Source organism: Mucilaginibacter psychrotolerans (assembly GCF_004519315.1).
GTDB lineage: Bacteria > Bacteroidota > Bacteroidia > Sphingobacteriales > Sphingobacteriaceae > Mucilaginibacter > Mucilaginibacter psychrotolerans.
Genome location: NZ_SOZE01000031.1, coordinates 1 through 15,969 on the forward strand (window position 1 = coordinate 1; position 15,969 = coordinate 15,969).

Annotated in this window: 18 protein-coding genes; 2 read left to right on the forward strand and 16 right to left on the reverse strand. The window is 39.7% G+C overall.

Translation table 11 applies throughout. The features are described 5' to 3' along the window. Positions 1-791: 791 nt before the first annotated feature. Complete coding sequence (locus E2R66_RS22105) at positions 792-1,511, reverse strand: SOS response-associated peptidase (RefSeq protein WP_133235004.1); 720 nt, start codon at positions 1,509-1,511, stop codon at positions 792-794. 25 nt (positions 1,512-1,536) lie between these two features. Continuing rightward, positions 1,537-1,758 carry a hypothetical protein gene (locus E2R66_RS22110; protein ID WP_133235002.1) on the reverse strand — a complete coding sequence of 74 codons (222 nt, stop codon included), beginning with the start codon at positions 1,756-1,758 and terminating at the stop codon, positions 1,537-1,539. Between the two features lie 67 nt (positions 1,759-1,825). Between E2R66_RS22110 and E2R66_RS22115 the strand changes: the two genes are divergently transcribed. After that, positions 1,826-2,029, forward strand: coding sequence for a hypothetical protein (locus E2R66_RS22115; RefSeq protein WP_133235000.1), 204 nt, complete (start codon positions 1,826-1,828; stop codon positions 2,027-2,029). On the opposite strand, the gene E2R66_RS22120 is transcribed toward E2R66_RS22115, so the two are convergent. Together E2R66_RS22120 and E2R66_RS22125 are read right to left on the reverse strand one after the other, a co-directional pair. Beyond that, positions 2,030-3,289, reverse strand: a complete 1,260-nt coding sequence (locus tag E2R66_RS22120) for a Y-family DNA polymerase (protein WP_133234998.1) — start codon at positions 3,287-3,289, stop codon at positions 2,030-2,032. Next, positions 3,273-3,725, reverse strand: a complete 453-nt coding sequence (locus E2R66_RS22125; protein ID WP_158288480.1) for a LexA family protein — start codon at positions 3,723-3,725, stop codon at positions 3,273-3,275. The genes E2R66_RS22120 and E2R66_RS22125 overlap by 17 nt, the downstream gene beginning before the upstream one ends. A gap of 77 nt (positions 3,726-3,802) precedes the next feature. On the opposite strand from E2R66_RS22125, the gene E2R66_RS22130 reads away from it, so the two are divergent. After that, positions 3,803-4,249, forward strand: coding sequence for a hypothetical protein (locus E2R66_RS22130; RefSeq protein ID WP_133234994.1), 447 nt, complete (start codon positions 3,803-3,805; stop codon positions 4,247-4,249). An 81-nt stretch (positions 4,250-4,330) separates the two neighbouring features. Here E2R66_RS22130 and E2R66_RS22135 read toward each other — a convergent pair whose 3' ends face one another. The 12 genes from E2R66_RS22135 to E2R66_RS22190 form a co-directional block, all read right to left on the reverse strand. Further along, positions 4,331-4,822 (reverse strand): phage holin family protein, encoded by a 492-nt coding sequence (locus tag E2R66_RS22135; protein ID WP_133234992.1) that lies wholly within the window; start codon positions 4,820-4,822, stop codon positions 4,331-4,333. After that, positions 4,822-5,268, reverse strand: coding sequence for a lysozyme (locus E2R66_RS22140; RefSeq protein ID WP_133234990.1), 447 nt, complete (start codon positions 5,266-5,268; stop codon positions 4,822-4,824). The genes E2R66_RS22135 and E2R66_RS22140 overlap by 1 nt, the downstream gene beginning before the upstream one ends. Positions 5,269-5,314: 46 nt before the next feature. After that, on the reverse strand, positions 5,315-6,838 hold the full coding sequence (locus tag E2R66_RS22145; RefSeq protein WP_133234988.1) for a hypothetical protein: 1,524 nt from the start codon (positions 6,836-6,838) through the stop codon (positions 5,315-5,317). Position 6,839: 1 nt separating this feature from the next. Beyond that, complete coding sequence (locus tag E2R66_RS22150; protein ID WP_133234986.1) at positions 6,840-7,598, reverse strand: hypothetical protein; 759 nt, start codon at positions 7,596-7,598, stop codon at positions 6,840-6,842. Next, positions 7,599-8,174: a DUF6712 family protein gene (locus tag E2R66_RS22155; protein WP_133234984.1), complete on the reverse strand. Its 576-nt coding sequence runs from the start codon at positions 8,172-8,174 to the stop codon at positions 7,599-7,601. Further along, complete coding sequence (locus tag E2R66_RS22160) at positions 8,174-9,994, reverse strand: hypothetical protein (protein WP_133234982.1); 1,821 nt, start codon at positions 9,992-9,994, stop codon at positions 8,174-8,176. The genes E2R66_RS22155 and E2R66_RS22160 overlap by 1 nt, the downstream gene beginning before the upstream one ends. Beyond that, positions 9,994-10,347: a hypothetical protein gene (locus E2R66_RS22165; protein ID WP_133234980.1), complete on the reverse strand. Its 354-nt coding sequence runs from the start codon at positions 10,345-10,347 to the stop codon at positions 9,994-9,996. Before E2R66_RS22165 ends, E2R66_RS22160 begins: the two co-directional genes overlap by 1 nt. Before the next feature lie 98 nt (positions 10,348-10,445). Continuing rightward, positions 10,446-10,985, reverse strand: a complete 540-nt coding sequence (locus tag E2R66_RS22170) for a hypothetical protein (RefSeq protein WP_133234978.1) — start codon at positions 10,983-10,985, stop codon at positions 10,446-10,448. A gap of 77 nt (positions 10,986-11,062) precedes the next feature. Then, positions 11,063-11,953 (reverse strand): hypothetical protein, encoded by an 891-nt coding sequence (locus E2R66_RS22175; RefSeq protein WP_133234976.1) that lies wholly within the window; start codon positions 11,951-11,953, stop codon positions 11,063-11,065. 20 nt (positions 11,954-11,973) lie between these two features. Continuing rightward, complete coding sequence (locus tag E2R66_RS22180; RefSeq protein ID WP_133234974.1) at positions 11,974-12,591, reverse strand: hypothetical protein; 618 nt, start codon at positions 12,589-12,591, stop codon at positions 11,974-11,976. Positions 12,592-12,630: 39 nt separating this feature from the next. After that, positions 12,631-13,236, reverse strand: a complete 606-nt coding sequence (locus E2R66_RS22185; protein ID WP_133234972.1) for an XkdF-like putative serine protease domain-containing protein — start codon at positions 13,234-13,236, stop codon at positions 12,631-12,633. Between the two features lie 258 nt (positions 13,237-13,494). Then, positions 13,495-15,951: a hypothetical protein gene (locus tag E2R66_RS22190; protein WP_133234970.1), complete on the reverse strand. Its 2,457-nt coding sequence runs from the start codon at positions 15,949-15,951 to the stop codon at positions 13,495-13,497. Positions 15,952-15,969 lie beyond the last annotated feature (18 nt).

The following is a 15,969-nucleotide window of genomic DNA, read 5'->3' on the forward strand; positions in this document are numbered from 1 at the left end:
GAAATCTTCTTTAAGATACTGATTTTCAGGGCTTTAACCAAATTAATAGACAAATAAAAACCTCATAATCAGGCAATTATCTATTAAAGTTATCAACGTATTTTGACCCTTGATTCGCATTGATACATAAGTATGAACTGGCGTATATTTTGGGAGTTAGTAAAGGAATTTCTTAATATTATTAAGGCCTTTATTGAGTGGTCGCTTAAAGGCTACAATTTCATGATACCTGTAACAATTCTAACTTCGCTGATGACAATCGCGAGGCTGTTGTTACCGAACATACAATACCCCATTAAAAAAAAATCTTTTTCGTCCTCTTACAATTCTCACTTGCGCTTATATGAAGATAGGAGCACAAATGATATCATCGCTATCATAATAACTATATTAATAGGGATAGCGTGGCTATGGTTTTTATTTTTTAAATAGTGAAACATTTATTCGTCTTGTCCCCAACAAACCGGATGCATGTAAATGATTTACAACTTACTATTCCAAGCGGACAAGCAGGCAACGCTCTAATATGGGTAATGTTTGTTTAAATAATAGCATCCGTAGGTTTTTGGCGACAACACCAACAACGCCAGACTATCATCCAATATCTATGGACCATCCCCCCCCCTTCCAAAAAATTCTCCCCCATCCCCGTAATCCGAATTAAATCTAATAACTTTATATTTATCAACCAACTTTATGAGCAAAAAAAAGTGCCTTTAAATCGTTTAAACGCACTTTTCATTTCGGAATAAATGAGGTTTTTTCCCTTTTTCCCTTTATTTTTTCCCTTTTTACAACACTAATTCCGGGTATTCACACACATTCATTACCATCTCCTGATTAGATGATTCGGTTCTACTGGTAATCAGTTTTGAAATTGTATGTGCAGTTAACATATCATCTTCTAAAGGCAATATCAAATTTTTGATTTCATCCTTTATTAAATCCGGCTTCAACCATTGCCGTTCCATATCAGGGCGAAGTATAACAGGCATACGCTCCTTTGAGTTGTGAATACGCTTCATTAGCGGGTTAGCCTCGGTTGTAAGAATTGAGTATGTTTTAAACACCTCATTGGTATCCGGGTGTTTCCAGTGTGAGTAAATCCCTGCGAAGGCGAAAGGCTGCCTGTCTTTCATATAAATGAAGTGCGGGTACTTTTCTTTTCCAACGTGCATCCATTCGTAAAAACCGTCTGCCAACACTAAGCAACGCTTTTTACCTATGTACATCTTAAAAGACGGCAGGTCAAATACTGTTTCACCTTTAGCGTTCAGGGTCTGGTTACTTAGCTTTTTGGCATCAGCTTCTGTCTTAACCCAATGCGGTATCAACCCCCAATTGTACATATTAATCTCGTCTGGTTCATCAGCCGTGATAATAGGCATTGGTGTATGGTTGTAACCATTGTTATGCCAAACAGGTTTATGTACATATTCAGGTTTGAACTTCGCTATAAAACGCCTTTCAATTTCTTTATCACTTGTACTAATCGAATAATGATAACACATACTCTACTCCTTTTTAAAATCTAAATTATTGAAACCAATTCTCAATTCGGTCACCTATCTCATCAACCGTGCTTTGAGGCAACAACCTTCCTGAAATCAGTAGCCATCGAAAATTTTCGTCATAAGCGATTTCTCCCATTAGTTGAGAATTGAACAAAACTTGATACGAATTCTCCGCAACCAATACTTCACTATATAGCAAGTTACCTGCATAAACTAAGCCAAAACCTAACGATAATGTTTCCACAAATAAATTTACAAATTATATATAAATACTGAACTTATCACATTATCATTACGTTTTAAAAAACGTAATGCCTAAGAAAACTAAACAAAAACCACCTTTCAAGCTTCGTGACAGAAACGCACACAATGAACCATTTGAATTTTTAGGTTATGCTACTGAGCAAAACACCCCACCCGAAGTTTGGGCATCACTTATGGAATCTGATAGATTGTACGCAATTGAAGAACAAGAACATTTAAAAAACAATCCTGATAAAAAACCGCCCCTATAACTATCTAATATTGATAATATCACTTAGCCGGGTGGTGTACTTAGGGCTTAGGTGTTCCTGTTTCATTTTCCATTCTCTGGCGAAACCCTGTTGCGCTGACCGTACCGTATCACGTCCATTTAATCGGTTTAAGCGGTCAACCTTTTTGATTATCTCAATCTCTTTGTTCCGGGCGTTTGCGTGAAAAAGGTTTTGAGTACCGTCTGAGTTATTGCGAAGGTCGGTAAGCATCACCCCTACACGTTTGTACCGATAACCTTTACGGTAAATAACTTTCAGCCCTTCAACCGCCCGTTTAATCAAGTAAGGGGTGTAATCTGTCGGTACGTCACATACAGTACTAATTTCAGGAAAGTATTGAGCATCGGTCTTAGAGAAGTTATTCGTTCCTAACCATACGCTTATGCCCCCGGCAACAAACTTTTGTTTACGTAACTTTTCGGCAACCCGTGCCGTGTAGTTTGCAAGGGCTTCTGATATTGGTTCAAATTCAGTCTGGTAAATGCCGAAGCTTTTTTGAGATGCTATGTTTTGCTTATCTGGCTGCACCAATTCTAAAGGTATGCAGCTTACCCCTTGCAACTCATAAACGGTACGCTGCAATACTACACTGAACTGTCGTTTCGCCCAATCTTCATCAACCATTGAAAGGTCGTAAGCGTTGAATACTCCAACTGAATTAAGCCGTTTACCGATACGGCTGCCGATACCCCAAACATCGGTTACATCAGTAGCTTTCAGGGCTGCAATTCGTTTTTCTTCTGAATCAATGATGTAAACTCCGACTTCACGGTACTGCTTTTTTGCTATGCGGTTAGCAAGCTTTGCAAGGGTTTTAGTTTCTCCAATACCTATTGATACTGGTATGCCTGACCAATGTGAAATCTTATCTCTGGCATCCTTAACATAGTTGAAAAGGTTACGGTATTTAAAGCCCTTACAGCTAACAAACGATTCATCTATACTGTAGTCTTCAACGTCTTTAAAGAAGTCCCTTATAATCGATTTAATGCGCTTCGACATATCACCGTACAGGGTGTAATTACTACTGTAGCCGATAATATCATTTTTCTTCATCAACTCCTTAATATGAAAAATGGGTACAGCCATTGTGATACCTAAAGCCTTAGCTTCTTCTGACCGTGCTATTACTGCACCGTCATTATTGGAGAATACCACCACTGGTAAACCTTTCAGTGAGGGGTCAAAATTCCGCTCACACGAAGCGTAGAAGTTGTTACAATCAATAATCCCAATCACGGCTCCTGTTCTTAATGTCCTGAATCACAAAAGTTATTACCCCCCAAATCCTAAAATCAGTTAACTCCTGAATCACAATAGGTGAATACTCAGGGTTAGCGGATAGTAGCCGAATGCCTTGCAGTTTATCTACGTGTAAGATTTTGGCGTTAAATTCCCCATCAATTGCGCACACAATTAAGTCCCGGTGTTCAGGTGTCAGGCTCTTGTCAATTACTGCAATATCACCTTCATAAATGCAAACATCTTTAAGGGAATGCCCGGTAACCCGACCTAAGAATGTACTCGCAGCATTAGCAATGCAAACGTCATCCAGACTTAGACACTCTTCTAAGTAGTCGTCTGCGGGTGATGGAAACCCTGCCTGTATTTTAGATAAGAACAACGGTAGTTCTGTATCTGATTTCTTAAATTTATAAACCTGAATGTTTGCCACACTTTTCACAACAACAAAAATGCTAACATTATTAGCACAAATGCAAGGGATATATTATATTTGGTAAAAATTAAAATATGACACCTATAAGAGCCGAATTACAATTTAGTTTTGAAATCAAAATTGATAGTAACACCAACGAAAGTCCAAAATTCAATGAGATTACATTAAATGCCTTTAGAGAGAGAACATCTCCCGATTTAGATTATCTGAAAGATGCTGAAAATAGAATAGTAGCGCATTTGGAGGAAATCAAGCCTTCAATGTTAGAAACTGTAAATGCTAATGAAATCAAATATCTTTTCACGGAGATTTTTGACTTCAATGTAAAGCTTGAAGGCAAGCCATATTACGGTGATGAACCGAGACCTGAATTTTGGGGACAATTAACTTACAAAGTTAAAACCGAGGAAATAATTATCATCCAGATATTCGCTGATGCATCAATTGCTTTCCGTACGAAAGGCAGCAATGAACTTAAATTTAATCAATTAAGTAAAACGCTAACCTGCTTCTTGCTGTAAGCACAGCTTTGTTGACAGTCTTATTTACGCTTGATAGCATCCAGTACAGTGAGTGCAACCGTTGCTATTAAGCGTATGATATTACTTAGTTTCATCTTTGTTCTCCTTATCTGCTTCGCCAGATTTTTTGCCCGGCATCAGGCTGCCGATTTGTTTTACAAGCAACGTCCAAATCTTTGTATCGGTAATAACCTCAATGTTCTCAACTATACTTTTTAGTTCCTTCAATGATATAATTGCTGAAAAAAACAACATTACTTTCACAACATCATTAGTAATGTGATGCTGCACTAAGTAGGCACAAATTATACCTATTAGGTACGCAAACATCTTTTCCACGGTCACACCAATTTTTGCTGCCGTTACTGGTACACCAGTTTTTATTGATTTCCAGATACCAGTACCCATATCAGCCAACAATAGCAGTAAGGTAACCGCTATGAGTTCATAGGTCGGCATCAGGTAAACACAAAACAACCACACAATCAGTTTATAGAAGTTAGCAGCTATGAATTTAAACAGGGCGGGTAATGTATTAATCAAAGCTGATACAGGTATTAAAAGAAATTTCATTATGCCTTGAAGTATAGTTTGGCTTCGTCAGCCCTGCGGTTTGTAAGAACCTTATTTGTCTTGCCCCCGGCTTTATTCCACATTGCAAAAGCTGCTGTGATTTGTTCAGGTGAAGCCCCGGCATTGATACGCTTTACCAGTGTAGATTTGGCAAATCCGGCGGTGCCGATATTGTAAGCCAAACTTACCAGTGCGTTGAACTGATTTTGATTTATGGCAACCTTGATAGCTGCACTTACTGATTTTTCAAAATCGGCAACAATGGCTTTGAACATCGTATCACATTGGTTTAAACTGATGGTATCACCGATTTTTACTTTCTTACCATCGGGGTAATAAGTCATACCGCATCCGATGGTAGGAATACCCACTACATCTAAGTAAGCTTTAAGCCTTACGCCCTCTTGATTGTATATAAAATCTCGCCCTGCACTATCTATCTTCATAAGATAAATAGTATGGTCAGGCTAATATTTTAGTAGGTCATACGGCTTAGTACACCCCGGCCCACGGACGGTTATTGTTTACTGAACAGGTTGATAACGCTACCGTTGATGGTGATGTGTACTGCGAATATTTAATTGAAAACAGTTTAATATCATTTACCAACGGCGGGTTCAAAATGTAAGCATTCACGTTAAAGTTCCCGGCGATTTCTGGTTGTACCGTCTGTGAGGAACAGCCATAAAGAATGCCCATAAAATAAATACCCGGTGCTGCTGTGTACGGTGCTGTAAAAGGCGTTTTGATGTACGATAAATCGTCAGCCTTAAATAGGTTTGGCAAGTTACCTGTAGTCGCAACACGTGTTAACACCCCGGTTGTGCTGTCAAGTTTGTATAGCGATAAAGAACATTCGTCATCAGCAACATAATTTCCTTTTGTGTACTGAAAATGTACCGCCCCCGTTAGTACGGTGGTCTGTTGAATCCTATTCAACACTACTAAGCGCAACTGGTTAGAACCTAACGTGGTTGCTAAATCACTACTTTGGATAAGTGAGCCGATTGTACTGAACTTAACTGTATAACCAAGGTCATTAATTACATCCATAAAGTCAGGGTCACCAGAGGCTGACGAAACTGCTGAATCAACGTAAGCAGTAGTTGCCAAACCGGGTAAGGTGCTTGCAGAAATGTAGCTACCAATAGGTTGAAATTTACCATCGGCAGTACTCTTGTTATAGTAGTTGCTAAAATCAACAGTGTACCCTGTAAGGTACTTAGCATCAGATTGCGCTTTAGTGTAATACCCGCTTAAATCAACGGTGAAACCTGTTAAGTATTTGGCATCAGATTGTGCTTTAGTATAATAGCTACTTAGGTCAACGGTGAATCCGGTTAAGTATTTGGCATCAGATTGTGCTTTAGTATAATAGCTACTTAGGTCAACTGTAACTGCACTAACTGGCGTAAAGCCTAAAGCCCCGGTAACGTCACTTTTGGTAACACCAGTTAAGTAAACCCCTGTACGTTGAAACCTGCTGTCAGATACTGATTTATCATAGTAGTTACTATAATCTACGGTAAACCCGGTCAAGTATTTTGCATCAGCCTGAGATTTGGTATAGTACCCGCTAAGGTCTACGGTGAACCCGGTTAAGAATTTAGCATCGGCTTGTAGTTTTGTATAGTAACCGCTAAGGTCAACAGTAACACCGCTTATTGGCGTATAACCTAAAGCCCCTGTGACATCGTTTGAAGTTACGCCAGTAATGTATGCGCCCTTAACCTGATATTTATTATCACTTTGAGATTTCGTATAGGCATCAACGATACCAGAACCGCCAGTGCTTTTTATAATCAAGTCTTCATCGGTTATGCCTTCTTTGAACCAATATTCAACAACGACACCATCAATTAAAACACCTACAGTTTTACCAAATCTTAAAGATTCGGGTACAGCGTTCAGGGCATCTTCAACGGAATTGTAAGCTGTTAAGCCCCCGCCATAATACCAATCTACACTGCCGGGATTAGTTAACTTAATACCTATTGGTCTTTCTTCACCTATCATCTTATCTCACTTTTATTTTGTGTTTATGGCTTGTACTGTAAGGAACTGATTGTTCAAAATAGTACAGGTTATAAACGGTATTATCTTCGGCTGTTAACGCACCATTCAGCACGTATAAGCCACTTAAATCTAAATTTGAAGCACTGGTATCAGTTACACTTTGAAGGCTATAACCGTCAGCTAATGCTATCGCAAAACCTTTATTTAAACCTGTCTCTAAAGTTGCTTCTGTAGTGTGGGTTGATGATAAGCCTGTAAAGTCGGTTGGTAATTGCGACACGCTGCCGTAATACATCACGGTTTCTTTAACAGCATCATCATTATCATCAATCGGAGTTATACAGTTATCACTTGCCCGGAACTGGTTGAAAGTGATAACAAATACAGCCCCGGCAACCCGGTCAACATTCGCATCAGTAAATTTTTGAATACTTGTATTGGGGTCAATCACATAGTCAACATCAAACTGATTATCAAAGTAGGTAATCAGGTCATCAGCTATCAAGTTACAGTCTGAGTAAATCTCAAACTCACTACCGGGAATATTCGGGTCAAACAGGTCACCAATGATGATTTCAAACTGGTGGCTGATGTTATCACCATTGATACGCTGTGTAACATAATCAATGTGCGCAACCGGGTAAACTATCTTATCGTATGCAGCAAAGTCAGCTTCATTACTTGTAAGTATGGTGTTGATTTGCTTGTGTTGTTTAAGGTAGTTTTCAAGTAATTGAATGTACTGGTTAATGGTTATCACTTAGTAAATAATTCTACGGTAGTACCCGGTTTTATAGGCTGAATTGCGGTACGCTTCGGCTTCATTAAAACTGTTATCCGGTATAGAAATACCGGTAAATCCAAAACTGGTGTTAACATCTGATGGTGCATCCGTTTCAGGGTCATCATCCGTTTCCAGATGCTCAATCAGTAACTTTTTATAGCCTTCTAACCTTGATGAATATGTTGCTTTTAGTGCTTCAATATCTTTACTATCTCCTGTTTGGGCGTTAGCATCGGTAATGTTTTGAAGACCTTTGTTGGTAACCTTGTAATGAAGTGGTGACAAACTGTATAACAAGCTGCCGTAAATCATTACAGGCTTTATCATTTCAAACAACAAAACATCTTCGTCTGAGTAAGTGTAACCTGTTATGGTAGCCCCGGAAACCAATACATTTGATAATCGTTTATAGGTGGCTTTACCGATTACTTGCGATAACTCTAAATCCTGATATTCTGTGATGGACTGACTTAAAATCTTTTCATCTACATTCGTTTGCACTATGGAATTATCTTTCAATTCCTGTACGCTGATAAACTGTATTTTCTTCATTACTGCACACCATCCTTTCTAATCACTTTTACAGTTTTCCATTCGTGACGACACTGGTTTTCTGCCTTGCCAGTATCTGAATTAAAGTACCATCCCCCGCAATGCCTGTAAACATCATAGCCGAATATTGCTGACATCTGCTGTATGTCGGCACGGGTATAAAGACGGTCGTTATTGATAAGCTTTACACAAAATCCCCGGCTTGTATCAATCAAAGGGTCACCATATCCGGGACGTACTTTATACTCATACATCACCTGTACTTCTTTGCCCTGTTTCGGGGCTTCTAATGGCTTAACCTGAACTTTGCCGTCTGTTATATCGCTTTTGATTACGTTCGCTTCTGTAAGCTTATTCAACCTTTTTGTCAGGTCATCAGTAGATACAGTAGCATCCAATTTTGATTTGATATCTGCCTTAATCTGGTCAAGGCTTTTACCGTTAATATCTTCTGAAATCAGGTAGTTATCAATCTGGTCATCAGCAAATTTCAAGGCTTCATCAGCAACAAAATCAAATTCACTTCTGCCGACACCCATATCTTTTACCAACTCAAAATCTGCATCGGTTAACTTCTTACCATTTGCCGAAAATTGATTCTGATTAGGTGCCTGAACAGGTGCAGCACTAAGCAACCTCGAACCTGTACCATCAACTAAAGCAGGCTTGCCATCAATTGCACGGAGTTCATCAATAGTCAATACCTTTTCACGTGTTGCGTTATCTAAAGAGGCTGAAAACAGGGTTGATTTGTCTTTGAATTCTATTGCAGGTAACCCGGCATCAGCAAACAAGCGGTTAAGACCTGATTCAATCACGTTTCGGGTATTTTTAACCCACGTCTGTTTAAAAATCTCAAATTGAATTTCAAGTTCAGAACCGTTACCACCCAAAGAGCCTTCTGTTTCTACTCCAAACAGCAAGCGGGTTGCCGAATGAGATTGAAGTATAGCGTTCTCTATTTTCTTAACGACCTCAATTAGTTTAGTGGCATAGTCATCACCTGCTACTGTGTTAATCTCTGGTGCTTTACCCTCCGGGTCATTAAACGATAGTAGATACTTTAAGCCGTCTACACCTTGAAACGTCTGTTTGAATTCCCGTTCGTAAGCCTTAGCATCTTGTGCCGTTGGCGTACCTTTAAAAAAGTTGATGATGTTGACCGGGCTGAATCCGTTTTCAATATTATTCTTGTTGAATACGTTAATCAGGATGTCGGTTACCATAGCTGTTATTGAAGCCTTATAATCAACATCCGGGTAAACGGTATTTACTGTCGGTGCGTAACCTGTGTAATAAAACAGCTTTGATTTACGGTCTTCGTTTTTACCTTTTACCCAACGGTCATACGTTAACACGTTCTTCTTAGCTTGCCAGTCATCACACACCCAAAACTTAGTTTTAGATTTGTTGCTTCTTAAATGATTCGCCGGGATATGGCTAAAGTATAATGGTTTGTTGGTTAGTAAATCGTACTGTACTTCAATAGCGAAGTATTGAAAAATGGTAAAGTCATAAACCAACTTCTGAATCAATTCTTCTGCACTATCAACCGGGTTCAGGTCGGCGTTAAAAGCTTTATTATCACCTTTATTTACGATACCATCCCCCATTAAGAAGTTCACCTTTTTAGAGATGATACCACGGTGTAAGGCACAATCCCCAAACAGGGACAACAAAAAATTAGGGTACAAATTGTTAGTACCAAAGTTCACCCATTTATCATCTGTAGTACCCTGCCTTACCTCAATTGGTAAGGGTGTTACACTTCGGCTAAAGGTTATAAGTTGTTCAAATCCCCCTGCACTTTTCTCGCTCATTATTTATAAATCAAATATTCTTCTGTTCTTATCGGGGTTATGATTTGAACATCATCGGCACTTCCTTTTATCAATAGTTTTCCTGATTCTACTGCTGCCGAATCAATACCAATCTGGTGTACCAGATAGGTGTAATAACCGTCCGGCATTTCTGAGAAGTTTGAGGTATCCAATGAATAATGGTCATACCTGCTGTTGGTCGACACGAAGGCATCATTCAAATCAATATTGAATTCAGACCTATCGGCATCATTGATTAAATGCAAAAAGTATTCGGGTTCACTAACCGTAGTTTTTTCGGTCAGGGTCAACACCAAATCCTGTTTTTGTTTATCTCTATCTATCAGTATCATAATCCTTATTGATAAATAGTATGTGAGGCAATTATTTAGGGCATAAAAAAACCTCCTACCGGGGATGGTAAGAGGTTGTAATAATCGCTTAATGTCGATTAAGCTGCTATCAATCCTGATATGATTGTTGGGTCAACGGGTTGCAAGAATTCGGTATCAGAACCTGCCAGAGTGATTACCCTGCCGTTTGAACCTGTACCTGCTGCACCTTCCATTGTCTTAGCCATAAACTGACCGTTAAGACCGAAGGCAACCCACGTTTTGTTTTCCAATTTCACCAATGCTGCTACCGGGTTAGAAACTAACTTTTCGGCTGCTGCTTTGGCATCAACTGAACCCACGTTCGATAGCGTAAAGGTTAATTCCTTAGCAATATCGTAAGTGCCATTATCATTATAAGTGTATGTCTCTTTGATAGAAGCTGCCTTAGCAACTGTACCGTATTTAACGAACTTAGTTGTACCAGAAGCTAATGCGATTGCACTAACTAAACCTGATACGGACGTTGAGTAAACTTCTGTTGAACCAGTAACTGCTTTCAAGTCTGAAAACGCTATTAGGTAAACGTCAGAAGATACGCCGTCTTTGGTGTTTTTTCCGCATTCTTTTGCGGTTTGAATTAAGCTATCACAAGCCATAAATCTCTCTCTCCTTATCTTAAACAGTTAAGGTCAGGTTCACCGTGTGAACCTGTCTTAACATCTCTTTATGCTTATTAAGCTACTTTGGCGTAACCAATTTCCTGAACGTAAACCGGAACAACACCTAAAGAAAATCTTGATTTCACTTTCAGGTTGTCGTCATCTTTTGAATACCAAGATTCATAAGACACATCGGTCATCTCACCACCTGCCTGTAAGTTTCTATAACGTGCTGCAACAACGTGACCGCCGTTCAAACCGTTAAGAACTTCATACTTAGCAGTAGTACCGAACACAGTACCTGATTCCGGCTGATTGAACAAGTTCTTTTCAGCTAACTCAGCAACGTACTGGTCAAAAGTGTCTTTACCGATGAAGATTCTAAAGTCTTCTGCGCTGCGTACCTCAATAGGCATCGATGCATTTACTTTTTGAAGTTTAGCGATAACGGTAGTACCAGTTGCGCCAGATAGGTTGATATAAGCACCTGCTTTGATTTGTTTGATGTAACCATCAATACGTTTCAGTGAAGTAGTACCAGTAATGGTAGTATCACCTAACCAAACCATCTTTTCAAGTTCCAAAGCTGCTTTCTTAGTGTTCATATCAGCGATGTCAGACATAAATACCATTTCATCGTATTCCTGACCCGCCTTTAGTTCACCTTTAGCCCAAACACGCTCTAAATCACGTGGGCAATATTCTTCGTTAATTTTAAGGTCTTTAACGGTTAAAGTAGTCTGTGATAAAATAGCACCACCTGCTGAACTGAACCCGCAATTTGAACCGTCTTGAATAACTAAATCTGAATCCAGTAACTGTATAGTTTGAGTACCTTTTGCGGTAGGGTCAAATGAACCCGCATCGTTTAATTTTTTGATTGTTTGTGATTCTAAAATTGACTTAATCACAAATGCCTTACCTTCGGATTTGAAGTCTGGCAGGGCTGATAAATTGTATCCCATTTTTAATAAATTTCCTTAGCTTACTTGCTGTATTTTTCAGCAAGCTTTCTGTACTTATCCATCTCACTATCCTTCACTTCTACACGGGTATCGGCTGAAAATTGGGTTGGAATTTTTGACAGTTCCTGAATCTTTGAGTAAGCACTCATTAGTTCAGATTTTAATTCAGACACATCCTGTTTAGACGGTACTGCATTGATTGATTCCATTAAGTTTTTGATGGTTTCTTCTAAAGCACTAACCCGGTCAGTTAAAGCTTTTACAGCTTCATCCTCTTTGGTTTCTTCGGCAGGTGTTTCAGCTATTGCCGGGGCATCAACTGGAACATCGGCTAAAGTTTCTGCGGGTGTATCTTCGGCAGGTGCGACATCACCCTGTGAGGTGATTTCAGATATTTTACCATCCTTTACGGTGAACGCTACATCATTGGATAATGAGTAAGAACCGTCCGGTGCAACTTCTGAACCTGTTGCTGTTGAGATAGACACATCTGCACCGACCTCTAAGGCTGAATATTCAACCATAGTGTCACCATCTTTTACTTTAATAGCTTCAAACTTTTCTTCTTTCTTTTCAGAAAAGAATTTCAGTAGCTTATCTACTGAGGTTAATAGTTTTTCTAACTTATTTTTTTCCATTATTTGGTCTATACCATAAATAGTATGTAGTTCAAATAATTAGTCAGTCAGGCTATTTACCAGTGCTTCAAAGTCATCTAAAGCAGTGTCTAAATCAGGGATTTGAGATAAGGCAATGGTGGTTTGAGTGTCTACCATCTTAAAGATTCCTTCAACGGAAAATCCTTTAATGCTACCGTCTTTAATGTTTTGCCATACCGTATCATTTAGCACCTTCACCCCTACTATCCAAGTACCATCTGGTACGGTGATACCTTTAGGTGCTGCAATCCCTTTAGCTTCATCAGTAATGTATGATTGAAAGATGTAGCTGTCAGCCGGGATAAGAGTGTGTTCAATGTTGGTGTTGTTGAAGAAGCCTTTTTGAGCGAAGACCTGAGCAATTTGCCTTACCGTAGCCTTTGAGAATGTAGCCACGTATTCACCTGACTGTTCTGAGTTCCGATAAATCGGCAGGTCGGGAATCATTGCAGCACCCAACAACTCACGGCGTTCTTCATTAGTTGAAAAATTTTCAAGTCTCTGGTTTTTAGAGAAGGCAATGAAATCAGATTCTATTGCCGGGTGTTCAACCAGAGCAACCGCACTGACGAAAGAGTTATCATCAGGGTTGATAGTAAGTTCTATTAAGGGTAACTTCTTCATACGTATTTCTGATAAATAGTATGGTTTCAAAGAAATAAGGGCATAAAAAAAGGGCTACAAATGTTGCCCCGTAATGGTGTCTTAATATATAGATGTTAGATTGTCGAAGATTGAAGTGATTTTAATAAATAGCCCCTTACACTCGCTGTTTGGGGCTATTAACCTAAACCTTATCACAAAAGCAAGCGAAATGCTTGCTTAATAGAGGCTGTAAAATTACAGCTTTAATATCCACTGATGAAATATATTTCCTTTTGCTTAAATGGTTGATTGAGCATTATAGTAGCTGCTCTTGCTTTGTTGCTTCTCCAAATCCTTATCTACAATGTACGCACGGATGTCTTGTTGCTTTTTAGTGTTGTTGTCAATTGAATCACGTATCTCATTAACGCCGTTGTTGTCCCGGTTAATAACAGTTGAATTGATAACTGGTGGTGTAATAGGTGCTGAACCACCACCGCCCCCGGCTGCTGAACCCGGTACTTTAACAGACACTATCTTTTTGACGTTGGCTAAACCTGTAGCGATTGCTACACCCATAGCTAAAGCTGCTCTGAACGGTGAAGTCGGGTCACCCGGTGTTAGCTGTGATGCGTATGCTTGTTGCGCTGCCAAATAAGTACTAACAGTAGTTGAAGCTACAGCTAAAGCCTTACCTGCAATGGTATTTTCACCTGCTAACTGACTGGCAACACCTAAAGCCTCACCTATCTGACCATAAGTAGCAATTTTGGCGTTCTTTTCAGCTTCGGCTATCTCCTTACGGGCTTTAGCATTAGCTTCTTCGTCATCAGTTAAGGTCTTGTTGTGTTGAGCAGTAAGAAGTTCAATTTCATCCTGCTGACCTGCTAACTGTGTTTTCTTTAACTCAAACGCTGCGTTTTCGGCATCAAATTTAGCCTTTGCCAGATTATCAATCTTTAGTCGGGCTTCATCCGGGGTATCCTTTTCATTGGGTCGGTTTTCGTTTTCAGCATTTACCAAACCAAGCTGTGCTGCATTGTTAGCATCAGATGCTTTTCCTTCTGCCGAATTTTGGTTCAACTGAAAAGCCCGGTCTTGCTCAATGGTAGCTTTCTGCTGCGGGGTTGATGCTTTCTTTAAAAGTTCGTCAGCCTTTTTGTTTATCTCCCTTTCACGTTTTTCGTAACTTGATAGGTAGGTAGAGTTTACTTCTTCATCGTAAGCTTTGATTTCGTCATCGTACTTCTTAATGATTGCTGTTTCTTCAACCTTACGGGCGTTGGTCAGATTCTTGAATTCTGAATTATAATCTTTGATATCCTTTTTGCGCTTTTCTAATAGCGTAAATTCCTTTTTGTATTTAACATCAAGGTTGGATAGTTCCAACAGCAAAGCTGACTTGTTTGCATCAGCAATTACCTTACGGGCATCTTCGTTGTTTTTTTTGAGTTCAGCTAAATCCGCTTTTAATTTTTCTTTGGCAGCATCGGCAGCTTGCTTAGCCTTCGCTTTAGCTTCATCATCTTTTTTCTTCTGGTCAGAGGCTTGTTGAACAGCATATTCCTGACGAAGCTTCTTTAAATCTTCTTCATTGCCTTTAGCTAATTCAAGTTGTTCCTTATACAATTGAGCCTGTAGTTTGGTAACATCTTTGCCCCCGGCTTTAAGAACCTCGATTCGGTTTTTCAGGTTCTCAATATCTTTTTTCAGTTCATCTTTTCGGTGTTCCTCTCTTTGCGCTGCCAGTTTAGAAGCTACACCTGCCTGATAATTACCAACAACGTCAAAGTCATCAACTAACTTTTTGGCACCGTTTCTAATTTCATCTGCTGCACCTGCAAAGTCCCCGGCCATTACCTTGTAGAGAACCTTGAACTGAGTAATCAGGGCATCAATGGGCGCTTTAAGAACCTTGATAATCACATTACCTACACCGTAGATAGTTTGCATTACCTTATCAAAACCTCCTTTGGTATCGCTTAAAGCTGGAATCAGCTTCTGTACTGATGCTTTTAATTCATCCCAATTGGTAACCAGATAAGCAACTGCCGAAATAAGAAGACCTATACCCAAAAGTTTCCACGCTGTACCCAAAGCATTTGTAGCTACTGCTGCACCTTGTGTTGCTGTGGTTTGCGCTATAGTTGCAGTAGTTTGTGCTGCCATAGCTGTGGTTTGCCCGGCAGTTGCGGTTGCTGCTGCTACGGTCTGCGTTGTGGTAAGCCCTAATAACCTGCCTAAGTCTTTGAAGGAATCTTTGATGTCACCCAAACTATCGATAGCCTGTGTGAACGCCATAAGCCCCTGTAGCTTAACTAAGGTCTTAGCATAGTCTTCTCCTTCAACGCCCAAAAAAGCCATAGCCCCGGCGTATCCCTGAATTGCTTTAGCCCCGGCAGATGCAAAGTTTGCGAACACTTTAAATTTGTTATCAGGGTCGAAAGCCTTTACAGAATTGTTGGTTTCGTCAATATCATTACGCAATTGCGCTACCTGTCTGGCAGCATTAGTAAATTGCTGTGTGTTTTGTTGCCCGCTTGCAGCTAAACGCTGTAGTTCGTTTTGTGCGTTCCTTAATTCCTGTCTTAACGTTCTGACAGGTGCAGCCATATTGATTTGGCTACCTGCTTGTGCAGTGCTGTTTAAGTTCTGTACCTGTTGGGTTGCTTGCGTTACCGCCTGTTGCCCCTGTACACCAATATTTACTAAGACGTTTGTTTGTGTAGTATTCCCACCCCCGCTATTTGCCATATCTTTTTATGATAAATA

Coding starts and splice junctions, on each gene's coding strand:
- E2R66_RS22160 (WP_133234982.1), bottom strand. CDS start 9,994: ATGAGCGAGAAAAGTGCAGGGGGATTTGAACAACTTATAACCTTTAGC.
- E2R66_RS22180 (WP_133234974.1), bottom strand. CDS start 12,591: ATGGAAAAAAATAAGTTAGAAAAACTATTAACCTCAGTAGATAAGCTA.
- E2R66_RS22170 (WP_133234978.1), bottom strand. CDS start 10,985: ATGGCTTGTGATAGCTTAATTCAAACCGCAAAAGAATGCGGAAAAAAC.
- E2R66_RS22115 (WP_133235000.1), top strand. CDS start 1,826: ATGCCTAAGAAAACTAAACAAAAACCACCTTTCAAGCTTCGTGACAGA.
- E2R66_RS22130 (WP_133234994.1), top strand. CDS start 3,803: ATGACACCTATAAGAGCCGAATTACAATTTAGTTTTGAAATCAAAATT.
- E2R66_RS22105 (WP_133235004.1), bottom strand. CDS start 1,511: ATGTGTTATCATTATTCGATTAGTACAAGTGATAAAGAAATTGAAAGG.
- E2R66_RS22155 (WP_133234984.1), bottom strand. CDS start 8,174: ATGAAGAAAATACAGTTTATCAGCGTACAGGAATTGAAAGATAATTCC.
- E2R66_RS22165 (WP_133234980.1), bottom strand. CDS start 10,347: ATGATACTGATAGATAGAGATAAACAAAAACAGGATTTGGTGTTGACC.
- E2R66_RS22185 (WP_133234972.1), bottom strand. CDS start 13,236: ATGAAGAAGTTACCCTTAATAGAACTTACTATCAACCCTGATGATAAC.
- E2R66_RS22145 (WP_133234988.1), bottom strand. CDS start 6,838: ATGATAGGTGAAGAAAGACCAATAGGTATTAAGTTAACTAATCCCGGC.
- E2R66_RS22190 (WP_133234970.1), bottom strand. CDS start 15,951: ATGGCAAATAGCGGGGGTGGGAATACTACACAAACAAACGTCTTAGTA.
- E2R66_RS22140 (WP_133234990.1), bottom strand. CDS start 5,268: ATGAAGATAGATAGTGCAGGGCGAGATTTTATATACAATCAAGAGGGC.
- E2R66_RS22135 (WP_133234992.1), bottom strand. CDS start 4,822: ATGAAATTTCTTTTAATACCTGTATCAGCTTTGATTAATACATTACCC.
- E2R66_RS22175 (WP_133234976.1), bottom strand. CDS start 11,953: ATGGGATACAATTTATCAGCCCTGCCAGACTTCAAATCCGAAGGTAAG.